Raw genomic sequence first — 19781 nt, forward strand, 5'->3', positions numbered from 1 at the left:
GCATAGAGCCGATCGTTGCCGCCGCCGCCGCGAAGGGAATCGTTGCCATCGGTCCCCCCAGGACGTCATCGTCCGTGGTGCCGGTCACCAGTGCCAGCGTACCGAAACCATCATCGGCCAGCGTCCTCGCTTCGATCGTTCCCGTGCCACGTTCCAGCGCCCAGTTGCCGCCCGCAGCGGTCGGGCCGCTCAGGTCGGTGGAAGCCGCCACGTCGGCCCCCGTCAGCCCGGCCAGCGTGGCAAGGAACGCCGCACCTGCCTCACTCTCTCCCACATTGCAGCCGTAGAGCAGCAGGTCGCCATCCGATGCCAGCGATGCGCCGATGCGCGCCAGTGGGCCAGCGGCGCCGGCAAGCGTGGCCAGCGAGACTTCCGTACCGCCCAGTTGCAGGATTCCCGGCGCGCCGTGCGACACGATGTGGATCGCGGCCAGGGTCTGCTCGCCCGCCACGGCGGCTGCGACCTGTTCGAGGCCATCGACAGCGGGATCGAGGATCACCAGGCGCATGCCAGTGGGCACGGAGGTGGGGACGTAGCTGGCCGCCACGCGGCTGTCGAGGATCAGGAGAGAGGTGGTCACGGGGATTGGCTGGAAGATTCGAACAGCGGCGGAAACCTGCCGCACAAAGTTACGAATCGTAACATATGTTAAAGATTGGAAATCTCACACAATGTCACAAACTTAACTTCGTTTATCTTCCCAGCAATCCCCGGAATACGTTGCTAGCCCATATCGCCCATCTGGAAATCGCCGATGCCGAGGGACGGCACACCCGTCAGCGTGGCAATTTGCTGCAGTTCCCCCTTGCTTACCACCGCATCGTTGCCGCTGCTGGTGAACAGGTACACCGCTGTGGTGCCGGCGGTATGCAGCGCGAACAGTGCCGTGTCGCCCAGCCCATAGGCTTCGGTGGCGCTGCCGATCGCCTTGGCCGCGTTGGTTGCCGACAGGCTGGTCACGTTTTGCGTGAACAGCACCAGCTCCGCTTTGGACGAGAAGCTGCCCGCAGCGCCGGGTGTCGCCACTTGTTCGATGATCAGATCGCCATCGCCGATCTTGCGTGCGATGACGAGATGGTCGGTGCCGCTGGCGAAATCGGTGATCGTGTCGTTGCCCGCGCCGATCACGAACGTGTCCGCACCCAGTCCGCCGGTCAGCTTGTCGCTGCCGGCGCCGCCGATGATCACGTTGTCGAGGTTATTACCGATGCCGGTAAAGGCACCCTTGCCCGTGAACCGCAGTTCTTCCACATTCGCCGCCAGCGTGGTTTTCGCCACGGTCGTCTCGACGATGTCATAGCCGCCATTGGCCTCTTCCTGCACCTTGTCGCCCGTCGCATCGACCGAATAGAAATCGTTGCCGGCGCCACCATCGAGCGTGTCGTTGCCCTTGCCGCCGATGAGGGTGTCGTTGCCCGCACCGCCGGTCAGCGCGTTGGCGGCCGCATTGCCGGTCAGCGTGTTGTCTTCGGTATTGCCGATGATGTTGATCGCAGCCGTGGACATGATCGCCGCGTGCTCGATGTGCTCGCCCAGCGTGTACGTTATCTTTGCCGAAATGCCGATGTTGACGGTGTCGATGCCCTGGTTAGCCAGTTCGACGACAGTGTCATCCACGTTATCGAGGAAATACGTGTCGTCGCCCTTGCCGCCCGTGAGCTGGTCGGCGCCGGCCAGGCCATTCATCTCGTCGTCGCCAGCGGTACCGGTGAGCGTGTCGTTGCCCTGCGATGCCACGTTGACCCGGAGCTGGTCGATCGACTTCACGCCATCGCTGAACTCCACCTCTTCGATATTCCTGAGCGTGATCTTCTGCGTGCCTTTCACCAGCACGAGATCTTTATCGCTCGGGCTCTGGCGCTGGAAGTCAGCAAGATCGCCCTGTATCACGTACCGGTCCGTGCCGGCGGCGCCGTCGATCGTGTCGTTGCCGACGCCGGCCGTGATCACGTTGTCGAGCGCATTGCCGGTGCCGGCGAAAGCGCTGGTGCCGGTGTACGCGAGATTTTCCAGATGGGCGCCCAGCGTGTATTTCACCAGCGTGGTACTGACGGTGTCGGTACCCTGGTCAGCCAGTTCGGTGACCTTGTCGCCCGCAGCATCGACGACATACGTGTCGTCGCCAGTACCGCCGACGAGCGCATCGCTGCCCTTGCCGCCATCGAGCGTGTCGTTGCCACCACCGCCGCTCAGTGCATTCGCGGCGCCGTTGCCGGCCAGCTCGTTGGCCAGGTCGTTGCCGGTGATGCCGACCGCGCCGGTGGACGTCACTACCGCGTCCTCGACATTCGCCGCCAGCACATAGGTGCCCCTGGCCAGTGCCACCTGCACGCTATCGCGCCCCGCGCCAGCATTCTCGACGATACGGTCGCCGATATTGTCGACCACGTAGAGATCGTTCCCCAGCCCGCCGCTCATCTGGTCCGCGCCGGCCAGGCCGTTCATGCTGTCGTTGCCGTCCGTGCCTGACAACGTGTCGTTGGCGACCGACGCGACATTGACGAACAGCTCGGCCTGCGTTTTCACACCGTCGCTGAACCGGACTGTCTCAACGTTCTTCAGCGTGATCGTCTGGTCGCCTTTTATGAGTACGAGGTCGGTCGCGTTCGGGCGCTGGCGACTGTATTCGCCGAACGCGCCAGTTGCCACGTAGGTATCGATGCCAGCCGCGCCGTCGACCGTATCGTTGCCTTTCCCGCCCACGATCACGTTGCCGAGCGCGTTGCCGGCAGCGGCGAAAGCGCCGGTGCCCGTGTATGTCACGTTTTCGACATTGGCGCCCAGCGTGTACTTTGCCAGCGTGGTGATGACGGTATCGGTGCCGCCATCGGCCGACTCGGTGACTTTGTCGCCGGTCGCATCGACGTGGTACACGTCATCGCCGCTGCCACCGGCGAGCGCATCGTTGCCCTTGCCGCCATCGAGCGTGTCGTTGCCGGCACCGCCAGTCAGCGCATTCGCGGCGCCGTTGCCGGTCAGCGCATTTGCCAGATCGTTGCCCGTGATGCCGGCCGCGCCGCTGGACATGATCGTTGCGTCTTCGACGTTCGCCGCCAGCGTGTAAGTGCCGTTGCCTAGCCCGACCTCCACCATGTCGCGTCCCGCGTCGGCAGCCTCGACGATCACGTCGCCAGCGACGTCGACAACATAGGTATCGTTGCCCGCGCCGCCCGCCATCGTATCGGCACCGCCGTCGCCATCGAGCCGGTCGGCACCGGCCGTTCCGTTCAAAACGTCCGCACCGTTGCCGATGATGCCATCCTGCAGGGCGTCGATCGGGCGCGTGCCATCGGCGAACTGCACCCATTCGATATCGCGCAGCACGGTCCGGTCGCCGGTCGATGCATGCACCAGCACCGTATCGCCGCCTTCGCGCTTGCGGGTGTAGTCCGCGAACGCTCCGCCCACCCAGGCACGGTCTTCACCCGCGCCGCCGTCGAGCGTGTCGTTGCCGGCCATGCCAGCCAGCGTGTCCTTGCCGGCACCGCCGGCCAGGGTATCGTTGCCGGCGCCGCCCGTGAGCAGATTGGCCGCGGCATTGCCCTTGCCGGCAAACGACGCGCTACCGGCATAAGCAAGATCCTCCAGGTGCTCGGACAAGGCGTAGTTGCCCAGCGTGGTCACGACACGATCCGTTCCTTGGTCATACATTTCGATGACCATGTCGCCCGCAGCGTCAACGATGAAGATGTCGTCGCCGTACCCGCCGTCCAGCGTGTCGCTACCGCCGCCGCCATTGAGCGTATCGTCGCCGCCATGCCCCACCAGGATGTTGGCCGCGCCATTTCCGCGTAATTCGTTTTCCGTGTCGCCACCTGTCACGTTCACGGCCAGGCTTCCTGTCACGATCGCGCGCTCGACGTGGTCGCCCATGCGCCAGGTTCCGGCGCCCGCCAGGCCGATCATCACGGTATCGAACCCCCAGTTCGACGATTCCTCGACGGTGTCGCCGACATTGTCGACCAGGTACAGGTCGTCGCCCCATGCGCCGTCCATCGTGTCGGCGCCGGCGGCGCCGTCGAGCGTGTCGTTGTTACCGTATCCATACAAGGTATTGTCTGCCGCGTTGCCGGTACCGTGGAATGCGGCATCGCCCCAATACCCGAGGGTTTCGAAGTTCTCCGGCAGTACGAAACTTTCCAGCCACGTATAGATGCGGTCGACACCGCCATTCGCTGTTTCGACCACGATATCGGCGACAACGTCGATGACGTAAATATCGTCGCCGGTACCGCCGACCATCGAATCGATGCCGCCATCGCCCGACAGCTCGTCGTCGCCGGCGCCGCCCAGCAGCGTGTCGTTGCCGCTGCCGCCATCGAGGTCGTCGTCGCCCGCTTCGCCCTGCAAGCCGTCGTTGCCACCAGCGCCGGACAGCGTATCGTTGCCCGCGCCGCCGTCGATGGCATTGACGGCGTCAGTGCCATCGATCGTGTTGTCGCTGCCGTTGCCGACGACGTCGATCGCAGCATCGCCGATCTCCAGTACCAGCCGCTCCACTTCATCGGGGATCCGATAATTGCCCAGGGAGGTCGTCAAGTGGATCGTATCGACGCCACCGCCTGCCTCTTCGACGATCCTGTCACCGGCCGAATCAACGACATATTCATCGTAGCCGCCGAGGCCCGTCATCGTATCGTTGCCCTGTCCGCCGTCGATCGTGTCGCCAAACGCGCTGCCCAGCAGCGCATCGTTGCCGGCCGTGCCGCTGACACGCATCAGGTCGGCAAACGCCCGGGTGGCATCGGCAAAGACCAGCGTTTCGACGCTGTACAGGAAGGCATGCACGCCTCGAACGTCGTCGTGCAGCGCAATGCCGGCATGGACGCGTTCGATCCGGTAATCCGCGAAATTGTTGCCAAAGTAGACCGTATCGATGCCGTCGCCGCCAGCGATGCTGTCTTCTCCCGCGCTGACGCGGATGATGTCGTCGCCGTCTTCACCTTCGATGCTGTCGTTGTTACCGCCGCCGTCCAGGTCGTCATTGCCCCGGCCGCCGTCCAAGGTGTCATTGTTCCCGCCGCCGATGACCGTATCGTTGCCGATGTCGCCATCCATCTCGTCGCCGCGCTCCAGGTACCGGCTTTCAGCGTCGCCACTGTAAAGTACATCATTGCCGGCGCCCCCATTGAGTTCGTCGGAATTCCCGGTTCCCTGCAGCGTATCGTCACCATGCCCGCCGTACAGGTCGATGTTATACACGGCTGTCAGCAATTGACCGGCAGGCATGCCGCCACCTGGCGCATACCCGAGCGGGTCCCCCATGTTGTGGGCCGTCAGCTGCGCCGCGTCGACGGTCTGTAGCCGCGCGATCGTCTCCCAGCCCCTGTCGCCCAGAGCTGCGCCATCGGCGTCGTACTGGACCAGCGTATCGGCACCTTCCTGCACCGCCCTCAAGTAGCCGAGCTGTGCATCGAAGGGATTGCCGGCTTCGTAGTCCGGCCGCCCGTGGATTCGCTGGATATAGTCGCGCAGCACCAGCCGGTCGCCGCCCGCACCGGCCGCAAAGTCAGTGATGGTGGCGCTGCCGCTGCCGTTGTCGGAGCCGATCATCAGCTCGTAGCTGTCGACCCCGCTGCCGCCCGTGATGACCAGTTGTGCATGGTTGACGTACAGCTTGACGAAATCGTCACCGGCGCCCAGGTCGACCAGCAGCAACGCCTCTTCGTTGCTGGCCACCCCGGACACCCGGTCGTTACCGTCGCCGCCGCGCAGCGTCGTGTCCCGTATCGAATAGTTCAGCGAGAAGGAATCATTGCCTTCACCACCGTCCAGCAGGTGGCTGCCATAGTAGTTCACTATCGAGTCATTGCCCGCGCCGCCGTACAGTTCATCGTGCCCGCCGGTGGCTTCGAGTTGGTCGTTGCCGTCGCCGCCGCGCAACGTATCGTTGCCCGCATCGCCCTTCAGGCTGTCGTCGCCGCCGTTCCCTTCGAGATAGTCGTCGCCCAAGGAACCCGTTATCCAATCGCCGCGTTCGGAACCGATGATGGTGTCCGCGTAGTAGCCGCTGTTCCATTTGCCATCGGCGCCGGCTTGCGTGATCAGTTTCCCGGCCACCTGCGCACCGCTCGGGTCGGCTTCGAGAAAATTGGCGACCGTCAGCTGCGTGACCTGCACGTTCTTCAGCGTCACCACCGTCACGAAATTTGGCATGGCGGCACTGTCGTAATCGTATTGCAGCAGCGTATCGGCGCCGCGTTGGACCAGCCGCAGCAATGGCGCCGTACCGCCCATCGGATTGATGCCGTTGAAGTTCCAGTAAAACCGTTCGATGTAGGTGCTTGTATCGATGCGATCACCACCCGCGCCCGCCTTGAAATCCAGGATCTCGATAGCGGACGTGAACCAATGCAATCGGAAGGTGTCAACGCCTTCGCCCCCGCTGAGCCGGAACGCGCGGGTATCGTATTCCCCGAAGATGAACTCGTCGTCCCCTGCGTCACCCTGTGCCACCACGGTACCGGTCAAATCGGTTACCCAGGGATGGAAGCGGATCTGGTCATTGCCGGCCCCGCCGCGAATACTGTCCAGCCCGTCAAAGCCAGAAATCGTGTCGTTGCCGTCCGTGCCGATCAGCGTGTCGTTGTTCCGCGTGCCAAAAATTTCCATGAAATGTCCTCTGGTGGCCGCTCGTCGCGCGGCGCGGCGTTCTCTGGAACGCGTTGCAAAATTTCAAGATTACCATGCAAGAAGCAACACATTATGCAAGAGAATAAATTTTCAAAACTTATACAGCACGTATTTTTTTAGCAACCTCGATATGCATCTGCAAGTCATCGGGGTGCCCGCGCAACGGCGAAAAAAAAGTGGCGTTCGTTACGCCACTTTTTCGGTTACCAGCGCGCTATCAGGACAGCGTGGCGAAGCCGTAGTCATCGATGCCGGTCGTCACCACGCCGGTCAGCGTGGCGATCTGCACCAGCTCGTTCGCACTGACGACGGCATCGTTACCCTTGCTGGTGAACAGGTACACGGCCGTGGTGCTGGCCGTGTGCAGCGCGAACAGCGCGGTCTCGCCTGTTGCATAGGCTTCGGCGGCACTGCCGATCGCCTTGGCCGCACTGGTCGTCGTCAGGCTCGCGACCTTCTGCGAGAAGATCACCAGTTCCGCATCGGAAGCGAAACCGCCCGTGACGCCCTGGATTGCCGCATCGTCGATGACGTCATCGCCATTGCCGACCTTGCGGGTGACAACGAGATGGTCAACGCCGCTGGCGAAGTCGGTGATGGTGTCGTTGCCCGCGCCGAGCACGAATCCATCGGCACCGAGCCCGCCGGTCAGCTTGTCGTTGCCGGTGCTGCCAGCGATGACGTTATCGAGGTCGTTGCCGATGCCGGTAAACGCAACCTTGCCCGTAAAGCGCAGTTCCTCCACGTTCGCCGCCAACGTGATTTTCGCCACGGTCGTCTCGACGATGTCATAGCCGCCATCCGCTGCTTCGAGCACCTTGTCGCCCGCCGCGTCGATGGAATACACGTCGTTACCGGCGCCGCCGTCGAGGGTGTCGTTGCCCTTGCCGCCGACGAGGGTGTCGTTGCCGTCGCCGCCGAGCAGGCTGTCGGCGCCGGCCAGGCCATCGAGCGTATCGTTGCCATCGGTGCCGGTCAGCGTATCGTTGCGGGCCGAGGCCACATTGAGGGTCAGCTCGGCCAGCGACTTCACGCCGTCGCTGAACTCGACCTGCTCGATGTTCTTCAGCGTGATCGATTGCGTGCCCTTGACGAGCACCAGGTCGTTCGCGGCGGAGAGCTGGCGCTGGTAATCGGCATAGGCGCCCGCTGCGACATACGTGTCACTCCCGGCCGCGCCGTCGATGGCCTGGCTCGTCGTGGCATCGCCGCCGTCGATCACGTTGTCGAGCGCATTACCGGTGCCGGCGAAGGCGGCGCTGCCGGTGTACTTCACATTCTCGACATTGGCCGCCAGCGCGTATTTCGCCAGCGCGGTGATGACGGTGTCCTTGCCGGCATTGGCCAGTTCGACCACCTTGTCGCCTGCGACATCGACATGGTACGTATCGTCGCCGCTGCCGCCGGCCAGCACGTCGCTGCCGTTGCCACCGATGAGCGTGTCGTTGCCGGCATTGCCGGTCAGCGTGTTGTTGCCATCATTGCCGGTCAACACGTTGTCCAGCGCATTGCCGTCGATGGCAACGGCGAGCTTGCCCGCCAGCGCCACGCCATTCTCGACGAAGTCTGCCAGGTGCCATGCCGCGCCGGCGTAGGCGATTTTCGCCGTATCGATGCCTTCGCCATCGTTTTCCACCACCAGGGTCCCCGTGCGGCGCACGACATAGGTGTCGTCACCGGCGCCGCCGGTCAGCGTATCGATGCCGTCGTAGCCATCCAGCGTGTCGTTGCCATCGGTGCCGTCGATGCTGTCGCTGCCATCGGGCGGCAGTTCGGCCTGGAACTCCGCCAGCGTATGCAGGACGCCGTACATGTAGAAATTCTCGACGTCGTAGACCGTCAGTGTCCGGCCGCCATCGCCCGCGCCTTCGCCGATATAGGTGAAGGCGAGCCCGTTCTCGCCGGCACGGCGAACGATGTAGTTTTCCCGTGCAGCCATCATGTACACGGAATCCGTCCCGGCGCCGCCATCGAACAGGTCGTCACCGCTGGAGGCAGAAATACCGTCGTTGCCGGCGCCGCCGAACATCGTGTCGTCGCCATAGCCGGTGTAGAAGGAGTCGTTGCCGGCGCCGCCGTCCACGTAGTCGTTGCCGTCGCCGGTCGAGATGCCATTGTCCAGCGCATTGCCGATGGCGGTGAACGCCCCCGATGCACTGAAGCTCAATCCTTCCACATTGGCCGGCATCTTGTAGTAACTGGCGCTGGAATAGATTCTGTCGGTGCCGCCATTGGCCGATTCCTGGACGACGTCGCCAGACGAATCGACATGGTACTCGTCGTTACCGCTCCCGCCGCGCATCGTGTCATTGCCGGCGGCTCCGTCGAGGGTATCGTTGCCGGCTGTGCCGTTGAGCATATCGTTGCGTGCCGTGCCGGCGATGCCCACCAGTTCGGCCAGCGTGTGAACGCCATCGGCGAAGGCGAAATATTCGACGTTACTGACCGAATACAGCGTCAGGTGTTTGTAGCTGCTGAAAAACACGCTGGTCGTGCTCTGGCGATAGACAGTGTAATCGCTGAAGTCCCCCAGCCCTGCCATCGTGTCGATGCCGGCACCGCCATCGATCTCGTTGTTGCCGCTGCCAGGCCGCAGCAGGTCGTTGCCATTGCCCCCCGACAGCGTGTCATCGCCGGCGGTGCCCACCAGGGTGTCGTTCGAATTGGTACCGTTAAGTTCTGCCATTTGATAATTTTCTTTTCTAAGTTTTTTTTAATCGTGCGGGTCGGAAAAACACACATACAAGTTGATCATGCCGGGAAACCGGGCGTCGTTGCAGGTCATGCCAGCAGCCCGAAGTCGGTGACCGTCACCGACGCCACGCCGGTCAACGTGGCGATCTGCGCCAGTTCACCTGCGCTGACCACCGCATCGTTGCCGCTGCTGGTGAACAGGTAGACAGCCGTGGTGCTGCCGCTGTGCAGCGCGAACAGCGCCGTGTCGCCAAGCCCATAGCCTCCGGTCGCGCTGCCGACGGCCTTGGCCGCATTGGTCGTCGACAGGCTCGACACGTTTTGCGTGAAGATCACCAGCTCGGCATCGGACGAGAAGCCGCCCGTCACGCCGTGGGTTGCCACGTCGTCGATGACCAGGTCGCCGTTGCCGATCTTGCGCGTGATGGCAAGATGGTCGATGCCGAGGGCGAAGTCCGTGATGGTGTCGTTGCCGGCGCCGATCACGAACGTGTCGACGCCAGCGCCGCCGGTCAGTTTGTCGTTGCCAGCGCCGCCGACGATCACGTTGTCTTCCGCATTGCCGATGCCGGTAAATGCCTCCTTGCCCGTGAAGCGCAGTTCCTCCACGTTCGCCACCAGCGTATGTTTCGTCACTGTCGTTTCCACGATGTCATAGCCGCCATTGGCCGCTTCGATGATCTTGTCGCCGGCCGCGTCGACGGAATAGAAGTCATTTCCTGCGCCGCCTTCGAGCGTGTCGTTGCCCTTGCCGCCTGCGAGGGTGTCGTTGCCCGCACCGCCGGCCAGCGCGTTGGCGGCGGCGTTGCCGGTCAGCGTGTTGTCTTCGCCGTTGCCCACCAGGTGGATCGTCGCGGTCGACGTGATCGTCGCGTTCTCGATGTGTTCGCCCAGCGTGTACGTCATCTTGGCCGCAATACCGATGTTGAGGGTGTCGATACCACCATTGATGAATTCGATGACGGTGTCGCCCGCGCTGTCGAGGAAGTACGTGTCGTCGCCTTTGCCGCCCGTGAGCTGGTCGGCACCGGCCAGGCCGTTCATCTGGTCGTCGCCAGCAGTGCCACTGAGCGTGTCGTTGCCCTGCGATGCCACGTTGACCTGGAGCTGCGCCAGCGCCTTGACGCCGTCGCTGAACTCTACTTCTTCGATATTGCGCAGCGTGATTTTCTGTGTGCCTCTCACCAGCACGAGATCTTTATCGTTCGGGCTCTGGCGCTGGAAGTCGGCGAACTTGCCCTCGATTACATACCGGTCCGTGCCGGCCGCGCCGTCGATCGTGTCGTTGCCGACGCCGGCGACGATCACGTTGTCGAGGGCGTTGCCGGTGCCGGCGAAAGCGGTGGTGCCGGTGTACGCGAGATTTTCCAGATGGGCGCCCAGCGTGTATTTCACCAGTGCGGTGCTGACGGTGTCGGTACCCTGGTCAGCCAGTTCGGTGACCTTGTCGCCGGCAGCATCGACGACATACGTGTCGTCGCCAGTACCGCCGAAAAGCGCATCGCTGCCCTTGCCGCCATCGAGCGTGTCGTTGCCACCACCGCCGCTCAGTGCATTCGCGGCGCCGTTGCCGGCCAGCTCGTTGGCCAGGTCGTTGCCGGTGATGCCGGCCGCGCCGGTGGAAGTGACCTTTGCATCTTCGACGTTGGCCGCCAGTACGTATGTGCCCTTTGCCAGCGCCACCTGCACCGTGTCGTGGCCTTCGCCTGTCTTCTCCAAGATCGTGTCGGCCACGTTGTCGATCACGTAGATGTCATCGCCCTTGCCGCCGCCCAGCTGGTCGGCACCGGCCAGGCCGTCGAGGCTGTCGTTGCCAGGCGTACCGGTCAGCACATCGGCAAGCGGGCTCGGCGTATTGCCGACGATCGTAGCGACAGTCAGCGTTTCATCGCTGAACGCCACGTGCTCGATACCGCGCAACGTGATCGTCTCGCCGTCACGCGCCAGCACCACGTCCGTCGCGGCCGGGCGCGAGATCGTATAACTGGCACGCTTGCCCAGCACGGTCGCAGTGTCGTCGCCCGCGCCGCCATCGAGCGTGTCGTTGCCGCCGTTGCCGGCCAGCGTGTCGCTGCCGGCCAGGCCGGACAGGCTGTCATTGCGCAGGCTACCGGCGATGCGGTTGGCCTCCGCGTTGCCAGTGCCGGCGAATGCGGCGCTGCCACTGTAGCGCAGGTCTTCAAGATTGGCGCCCAGCGTGTAGCGCGCGAGGCTCGTCTGCACCGTGTCGGCGCCCTGGCCGGCCAGTTCGCTCACGGTATCCCTGGCGCTGTCGACGATGTACGTATCGTCGCCGGTGCCGCCCGCCAGCGTGTCGTTGCCCAAGCCACCGTCCAGCGTGTCATTGCCGGCGCCGGCATTGATCCTGTCGTTCCCGGCAAGCCCGGAGAGGAAATCGCCCTGCGACGTCCCGGTCAATACGTCGCTCCCGGGACCACCCGTCATGGGCAGCAGCGCCGTCACGGTGGTGGTCCATGGCGCGGCGCCCGGCGCTTCGAAACGAAGGCACTCGACGTCGCGCAGGAGGATGACCTCGCCGGTGGTGGCATGCGACAGCCGGATGCCGGCGCCTGATCGCGCGATGGAATAGGCCGCGGCGCCATCGGCCAGTACCGCCGTGTCGTCGCCAGCGCCGCCATCCAGCAGCCGGTCGCCCGCTCCCGCGACCAGCAGATCGTCGCCGCCCGCGCCTTCCAGCGTGGCATTCGCGGCGGCTCCTGCCGCCAGGGTATTGGCAAGGTCATTACCTGTGCCATGGAACGTTCCCGTTCCCGTGTAGCGCAGGATTTCGACGCTTGACCTGATGGTGATTCCGGCGAGACCCGTCAGCACTGTATCCTGGTCATCGCTGAACCGATCATTGATGATATCCCTGGCGTCGACCACGATATAGACATCGTCTCCCATGCCGCCTTCAAGCGTGTTCGCCCCGACCCCACCGGCCAGGGTATCGTTGCCCTCCTCCCCCCGCAGCACATCGTCGCCATCGCCCCCTTGCAGCGTGTCGTTGCCGAGGCCTCCCGCCAGCCAGTCGCCTTCGGTGTCGCCCTGGCCCGATTGCAACAGATCGTCGCCGCCGCTGCCATAAAGGATGTCGCGGCCGCCTGCGCCGTTGATGATGTCGTGGAATATGGTACCGAACAGAGATTCCGGCCCCGTACTCCCCGTGATGGTCTGGACAGGCAGCGCACTGCCGTCCGGCGCGATACCGCCTGCGAGGTTTTCCGCCACCAGCGATGCCCGGTCCACATCCTGCAACCGGAACCAGGTGCTCCACGCATGGTCGGTGCCATTGCCATCGGGGTCCCATTGCAGCAGCGTGTCGGCACCATCCTGCACCAGGCGCAGGTACCCGCTGGCAAACGGGTTGTCGCCGCCATAGCTGCCGCCCACCTGGGCCTCGCCCAGCGCTGCGAGCATATCGATCGTGTCGCCGCCTGCCCCGGCGGTGAAATCGCGCACCGTGACCTGGCCGCCGGTCGGCAAGGTGACGAGCACGTACGTATCGCGGCCAGAGCCGCCCTGCAACGTGACATTCTCCTCGGGTCCGATCGTCAGATTGAACGCGTCGTCACCCGCTCCGCCGTCGGCAATGGTGCCGCGGGCGGAGCCAAGCTCGAACAGGTCGTCGCCCGCGCCACCGCTCAATGTCTCCGCCTGGTCGGATACGGACCGGATCGTATCGTTGCCGTCGCCGCCGCTCACGCTGTTGCGGCCGAAATCGCCATTCAGCCTGTCGTCTCCGGCGCCGCCGAGCAGCGTATCGTTGCCGCCACCGCCCGACAGCATGGCCGGCTCCGTGCTCCCGGCCGGCACGCGCAGCAAGTCATTTCCCCCTTCGCCGAACAGCCTGCCGGTGCCTTCGATGGTATCGTCGAAGCGGCCGCCTGCCAGTTCGCTTTCGGTGAGCAGTTCGCCTGCAACGTCGCCTCCGCGAGGGTCGATGCCCTCCACAAAATTGTCCGTGGTCAGGTCGGCAACGTTCACGTTCAGCAGCCGAAGCCAGGTGAAGAGATTGTCGCCCACGTTCCGCGCGGACAGCAGCAGCGTGTCCGCGCCGTCCTGCACCAGCACGATTTCACCTGTGGTAAACGGATTACCGCCGGGCGATTCCGGACCGAATCCGTTACCGTAGAGGAAAGGCATCAGTGCAATCCGGTCGCCTCCGGCCCCTGTCGCGAAATCGGTGATCGTCTGGATGACCACGTCGAGCTGGTACTGCAGGCTATCGAAGTCGTAGGTATCGATGCCGGCGCCGCCAGTGACGATTGCCGTGATGTTGTTGCGGTAGTATCCCGAGTATACGATCAGGTCGTCGCCGCTTCCGGCGTCCACGATGGGCACCGTGTCACGCCTGGCATACACATCGCCCCACAGGGAGATCGTATCGTTGCCGGCGCCTGCATCCAGCGTGTCATTGCCCTCCCCCGCCGTCGCGTTCAGGTGATCGTTGCCGTTGCCGCCTACCAGCAGGTCATCGCCGTCAGCGCCATGCAGCCAGTCGTCGCCTTCGAGACCGAGCAGGGTATCGGCCTGCAGCGTTCCGTAGATCTCGTCATTGCCAGCCGTGCCGACGAGCTGGCTGCCCGGCACAACCGACCCATCCAGCGGTACACCGCCGAAGTTGCTGTCGGTGAGCGTTGCCGCTTCCACGTTCTTCAACGTGATCAGGGTCGAGTAATAACGCTGCTCCCCCGGTTGGCTTTCCGTGTATTGCAGCAGTGTGTCGGCGCCATCCTGCAACAACCGGAACAGGCCTTCCCGCGCATCGAACGGCCGATCGACCCGCTGACCGCCATGGGATGCGTTCTTCAGGATGGTTTGCAGGCCGATCCGATCCTCCGCCGCGAAATCCAGCACGATCAGCGGTTGCGACCACGGGCTCAACGTCGGGAGATAGACGTCGGCGCCGGCACCACCGGCAGCGATGACCGTGGTCTCGTGTGCGTACAGCCCGGATGCATCGATCGTGTCTTCGCCATCGCCGCCGTCGATGCTGGCCATGCCGGTACCAAACAGCAGCGAGTGAAGGCTGATCAAATCATTGCCCTCTCCACCGGACAGGGTGGCGGGCCCGCCGGTCGACATCACGTCGTTGCCGGCGCCACCATCGAGCTGGTCGGAACCCACGCCGGCCCGCAACGTATCATGGCCATTGCCGCCGATCAGCGTGTCGTTGCCGTTGCCACCATTCAGGTAATCGTCGCCGTCACCGCCATCCAGCAGGTCATTGTGCTCGTAGCCGGTCAGGCTATCGTTGCCTGCCGCGCCCGAGAGTGTGTCGGCGTCAAAATCGCCCGCCAGCGTGTCGGGGGCGTCGGTACCGATGAGGTGCATAGTGTTCCTTGAAGTCCGCCAGGACGGCGGTGTTTTTTCAAAAAGGCAGGCAAAGATTTTCATATATTAACATTAGTTAATTATTGGAAATCTCTCGAATTGTCACGGAACAGGCGCGATCGCTGCCTTATCGTCAGCCGGCTTCTCTTGCGGGCAAGCCATGTGGGGCGCGCAAAAAAAGGGAGCGTTCATCACGCCCCCCTTGTTAGCCGCACGGCGAAACGATCAGGGAAGCGCCGCCAGCCCGTAGTCGCCAATACCGGTCGTGGCCACGCCCGTCAGCGTGGCGATCTGCACCAGTTCGTTCGCACCGACGACGGCATCGTTGCCGCTGCTGGTGAACATGTAAACACCCGTGGCGGTCGCCGTATGCAGTGCGAACAGCACTGTTTCGCCCTGCACATAGGCTTCGGTGGCGCCGCCAATGGCCTTGGCCACGGTGGCCGCGCTCAGGCTCGTCACGGCCTGCGTGAAGATGACCAGTTCGGCGTCCGCCGCGAACCCGCCGGGTGCCCCCAGCGTGAAAGTTTCGTCGATCACGTCGTCGCCATTGCCGATGGCGCGGTCGATTGCCAGCCTGTCGACGCCGCTCGTAAAATCAGCGATCTTGTCGTGGCCGGTGCCGATCACGAACGTGTCCCTGCCCGCACCGCCGGCCAGCTTGTCGTTGCCCGCACCACCGGCAATGACGTTGTCGCCCGCGTTGCCGGTCCCCGTAAACGCGCTGCTGCCCGTGTAGCGCAGCACTTCCACGTTGGCCGACAGCGTGTGCTTCGAGGCTGACGTTTCAACGATGTCGTGGCCGCCGTTTGCCGCTTCCAGCACCGTGTCGCCGGCCGCGTCGACGGCATACACGTCGTTGCCGGCACCGCCATCGAGCGTGTCGCTGCCCTTGCCGCCAATGAGGATGTCGTTGCCATCGCCGCCCGCCAGCACGTTCGCGCTGTTGTTCCCGGTGAGCTTGTTGTTCGCCGCGTTGCCGGTCACGTTCACCGCCGAAGTCGACGTGACGATGGCGTCTTCGACGTGCGTGCCCAGCACATAGGTGACCTTGCCCTTGATCGCGATGTCGACGATATCGAACCCTTCGCCGGCCAGTTCGATGGCGGTATCGCCAACGTTGTCGACCTTGTAGGTATCGTTGCCTTTGGCGCCCCGCATCCGGTCCGCGCCGCCCAGGCCATCGAGCGTGTCGTTGCCATCGGTGCCGGCCAGCGTGTCGTTGCCGGCGGACGCATTGTTGAAGAACATGTCCGCGACCGTCTTCACGCCATCGGTGAAGCGCACCTGCTCCATGTTCTTCAGCGTGATGCGCTGTTCGCCCCGGGCAAGCACGATGTCGGTGGCATTGGGCCGCTCGCGCGTGTACTCCGCGAAGGCACCATCCGCAACGTAGGTGTCGGTGCCGTCACCGCCATCGATCTTGTTGTCGCCGCTGCCGCCGTCGATCACGTTGTCGAGGGTGTTGCCGGTGGCCGTGAAGGCCGAGGTGCCCAGGTAGCCCGCGTTCTCGACATGCGCGCCGAGCGTGATCTTTGCCTGCGTCGTGAAGATGGTATCCATGCCTTCGCCCGCTTCCTCCGTGACCGTGTCGCCGGTCGCATCGATGTAGTACGTGTCGTCGCCGCTGCCACCGGCCAGCACATCGGTGCCCTTGCCGCCATCGAGCGTATCGTTGCCGGCGCCACCCGTCAGCACATTGGCGGCGGCATTGCCCGTCACCGCGTTGTTCAGGGCGTTGCCATCGATGGAAATACCGAGCTTGCCGGCGACCGCGAACCCGTTCTCGACGTGATCGGCCAGTTGCCAGGCCTTGCCGGCGTAGGCCACCTCCGCGGTGTCGATTCCCCCGCCGGCCAGCTCGACAACCCTGGTGCCGGCATTCCACACGATGTAGGTATCGTCGCCCAGGCCACCGGCCAGCGTATCGATGCCATCGAAGCCGTCCAGCCGGTCGCTGCCACCCGTGCCGACGATGCTGTCGCTCCCGTCGGGCGGCAGTACGGCCACGAAGTCTTCCAGCGAATGGAACTTGCCGCCCATCTCGAAGTACTCGACATTGTGGACGGTCAGCGTCTGGCCGCTTGCAAGGGAGGTGAACACCAGGCCATCCGCGCCGGCCCGGCGCACCATGTAATTTTCCCGGCCGGCCATCGCATATACCGTGTCGATGCCGGTGCCGCCATCGAACACGTCGTGGCCGGCCATGGCGGTGATGCCGTCGTTCCCCGCGCCGCCGAGCATCGTATCGTTGCCGGCGCCGGCCGACAGGGCGTCGTTGCCGCCCCCGCCCTCCAGGCGGTCGTTGCCATCGCCGCTGGTGAGTGTATTGTCCTGCGCGTTGCCGATGCCGGTGAACGGCCCGGCGCCCTTGAACACGAGGGTTTCCACATTGGCTTTCAGGGTATAGCGATTCGCCGTGGCATGGACGGTGTCGTTCCCGCCCCCGGCGTTTTCCTGGATGACGTCGCCCGTGGCATCGACGTGGTATTCGTCGTTGCCCAGCCCGCCTGCCATCGTGTCGTCGCCTTCGCCGCCGTCGAGCGTGTCGCTGCCATTGGTGCCGGCCAGCTGGTCGTCATGTGATGTGCCTGTGATGCGCAGCCAGCCGTTCACGGTCTCGTGGCCGGGCACCGGCGAGCGAGCGTGATCGTCCGCTGGATCGGGCAGCATGTCATTCCTGGAAATACCGTTCTGTTCCATCATGTCGTACTCCTTCCCTTAACGATTGAAATCGAAGGGGAAGCGTACTGACGGGCACGGAATGGATACTGCCGAGCACCAAGCTATCGGACTGAACTATTGGAAAAAGCGCGCCACGAGAGGCGCGTCTTTCGCGCAGGCCAGGCATTGCCCTGAAACGCGGAACTTTTTGTAAAGCCTCGTGTCGCCTGCTTTTACGCCATCGTTTACCGTGGCGGTAACGCGCGGGTCAGTTGCGCTGGCGAAGGGCGCTTTCGATCTTCTGGTCGGTCTTGTACTGGCTGAGCGCATACACGGCCCAGATCGTTGCCGGGAGCCAGCCGATCAGCGTCACTTGCAGGATCAGGCAGATCACGCCCGCGATCGGGCGCCCGATGGTGAAGAAGGTCAGCCAGGGAAAGATGAGGGCAATCAGGAGACGCATGGATGTTTCCTTTCGATGCGGCCCGCTTGTGTGGGCCATTGTTTGTTGTGTCCGGGCGCTTGTACCTGCGCTGTTCAAGCACCGAAGCCTTGCAGAGCGACGGCAATCACGCAAATGTTCAAGGAACGGCAATCGTCATGCTACCGCGTCCGGCCTGCATGAAAACTCAACAATTATCACATCGTGTGCGCCGACATCGCGTTCGCCAGCCCGCAAGCGGGCGAGCGGTAATGTGTCGTGGCGATCAGTCGGGCAGCGCCGCGAGCATTTCCGCCAGCGCCTTCTGCGAATGGTCGTTCAGCCTGCGCGCCATCTTGAGGTGCAGCGTGGCCAGCCGGTCCGCCGCCTGGGCTTCGAGAATCACCGGCTGCACGATGCGATCGGCGGCTTGGTGGAACTGCTGTGATGTGGCGTCGAGCTGCGCCGCCAGATCCTTGCGCGCGGCTTCCAGCTGCAACCGGAACGCCTTTTCAAACCGCTCGCGCTGGTGGCCCACTTCCTCGAGCTTGCGTTCCGCCGGATTCATCATCCACTTGAAGGCCCCGGCAACGAGCAGTGCCCCGCCAACGATGGGCGCCACCGGCGCGATCATCGGCATGACCGCGGCCGCACCCAGGAAATATGCCGCCGCGCCAGTGCCGATGGCCGCCGCGCCCCCAACCTTCAGCGTCATGTTGGTCGCGCCTTCGGCACCATTCTTCAGCCGTGTACCCCAGCGCAGCGCAGGCGCCGCAGTGGCGAATTCCGTGTGATGCAGGCGCTTCAGGATCGTGCTGCGCGACAGCGCCATCTCTTCCTGGAACAGCCGCAGGTCTTCATGGATCAGCTGGAGCGAGCGCTCGCGCCGGCCGATGATGCGGTTCACCCGCCGCTCGAGTTCCTTGCCGAACGTGGAGGCGGCAATGCTTTCCCACACCGCCGCGCGCTTCCACTGGTCCGTATTGAGGCGATCGACGACTTCGCGTTCAAAGGCATTGCCCGCGTCATGGATGGCTTCTTCCAAATCCTCGTCGAACGTTTCACGCTCGAACGCAATGCGCGCATCGGCAATGGCCAGGCGCTGGTCAACCTGCTTCTGCAGCCCATGGGCGGACTCGAGGAAGGCTACCGCGGTGTCGCTGCTGGTTTCATAGTCCGCGATGCGCTGGTTGAACGCCGCGATCTCCTGGCTCACGCGCGCGCAGGCCGCCGTCATCCGCCGGGTCAATTCCGCCTTGTCCAGCGCGCCCTGTTCGACCTCAAGTACGGCATTCGCCAGCGACACGTCGCCGGTGGCACGCACGCACAGGTCGGCAAGATCCGCATACTTGCGCCCCTTGAGCAGGCGCACCGAGCCCAGGCTCACCTTGTTCCACAGGCTTTGTTCGTCGGTCGGGAAGGCCTCGAGCTCGCCCATGGGAAGCTGGTAACGCAGTGCCTCGGCAAAATCCCGCGCCATGTTCCTGCTGCGCGTGCCCTGGATCGACAACAGCGCCCGCGCTGCCTCGAACGCCTCCGCCGCGGTGGCCTGGTCGATGCCGGCAGACGCCGCATGCAGGTCGCCGAACGCCGCTTTCCAGTCCAGCGGATGTTCCACGCATTCCAGCAACACCACCCGCGCCAGGGCCGAATCGTTCATCAGCGCCGCCACGTCGTTCAGGGCATTGAAATCGGCGACGTTGAGGATGCCGTCGGAGGCGGCGATGGCGGCGACTGCCCGCAGGTAAGCCGTGGGGAAGGTGGCGTCATTGGCAACGTAGTGGCCCAGTTCTCGGTGCTGGCCGGTGCCTGGCTGGCCGAAGGTGTCGAAGTTTGCTGATGGCTTGTTGGTCATTGGCTTCCTTGGGTACGTCGCGGGCTTGCATTGGGCAGGGCAAAGGGCATTCTACTTCAGGGCTGTACTGGCAACGGCGACCTAGCAGTGAATAGTTCCCTTGAACTGCGGTAGGCTGCAGTCGTTCCATCATGCTGCGTCTCGCCCAGTGTGTGTACTCACTTGGCGACAAGTTTA

General features: G+C 63.9%; 6 protein-coding genes and 1 pseudogene. All 7 read right to left on the reverse strand.

Annotated elements, in window-relative coordinates:
- Positions 1-130 precede the first annotated feature (130 nt).
- Positions 131-625: pseudogene (locus EWM63_RS32345) on the reverse strand (DUF4347 domain-containing protein); the annotation flags it as partial.
- A 98-nt stretch (positions 626-723) separates the two neighbouring features.
- Positions 724-6612, reverse strand: coding sequence for a calcium-binding protein (locus EWM63_RS10605; protein ID WP_130186485.1), 5889 nt, complete (start codon positions 6610-6612; stop codon positions 724-726).
- A gap of 238 nt (positions 6613-6850) precedes the next feature.
- On the reverse strand, positions 6851-9319 hold the full coding sequence (locus EWM63_RS10610) for a calcium-binding protein (protein WP_130186486.1): 2469 nt from the start codon (positions 9317-9319) through the stop codon (positions 6851-6853).
- A gap of 95 nt (positions 9320-9414) precedes the next feature.
- Positions 9415-14664, reverse strand: coding sequence for a calcium-binding protein (locus EWM63_RS10615; protein ID WP_165390793.1), 5250 nt, complete (start codon positions 14662-14664; stop codon positions 9415-9417).
- A gap of 225 nt (positions 14665-14889) precedes the next feature.
- Positions 14890-17370 (reverse strand): beta strand repeat-containing protein, encoded by a 2481-nt coding sequence (locus EWM63_RS10620; protein ID WP_130186488.1) that lies wholly within the window; start codon positions 17368-17370, stop codon positions 14890-14892.
- Positions 17371-17596: 226 nt separating this feature from the next.
- On the reverse strand, positions 17597-17791 hold the full coding sequence (locus EWM63_RS10625; protein ID WP_130186489.1) for a YqaE/Pmp3 family membrane protein: 195 nt from the start codon (positions 17789-17791) through the stop codon (positions 17597-17599).
- A gap of 244 nt (positions 17792-18035) precedes the next feature.
- Positions 18036-19604, reverse strand: a complete 1569-nt coding sequence (locus tag EWM63_RS10630) for a hypothetical protein (protein ID WP_130186490.1) — start codon at positions 19602-19604, stop codon at positions 18036-18038.
- Positions 19605-19781: the final 177 nt, after the last annotated feature.

This window comes from Pseudoduganella lutea (assembly GCF_004209755.1).
GTDB lineage: Bacteria > Pseudomonadota > Gammaproteobacteria > Burkholderiales > Burkholderiaceae_D > Rugamonas > Rugamonas lutea.

Excerpts from the sequence above, each read along its gene's own strand:
- EWM63_RS10605 (WP_130186485.1), bottom strand. The coding sequence starts at position 6,612 with ATGGAAATTTTTGGCACGCGGAACAACGACACGCTGATCGGCACGGAC.
- EWM63_RS10610 (WP_130186486.1), bottom strand. The coding sequence starts at position 9,319 with ATGGCAGAACTTAACGGTACCAATTCGAACGACACCCTGGTGGGCACC.
- EWM63_RS10615 (WP_165390793.1), bottom strand. The coding sequence starts at position 14,664 with ATGCACCTCATCGGTACCGACGCCCCCGACACGCTGGCGGGCGATTTT.
- EWM63_RS10620 (WP_130186488.1), bottom strand. The coding sequence starts at position 17,370 with ATGATGGAACAGAACGGTATTTCCAGGAATGACATGCTGCCCGATCCA.
- EWM63_RS10625 (WP_130186489.1), bottom strand. The coding sequence starts at position 17,791 with ATGCGTCTCCTGATTGCCCTCATCTTTCCCTGGCTGACCTTCTTCACC.
- EWM63_RS10630 (WP_130186490.1), bottom strand. The coding sequence starts at position 19,604 with ATGACCAACAAGCCATCAGCAAACTTCGACACCTTCGGCCAGCCAGGC.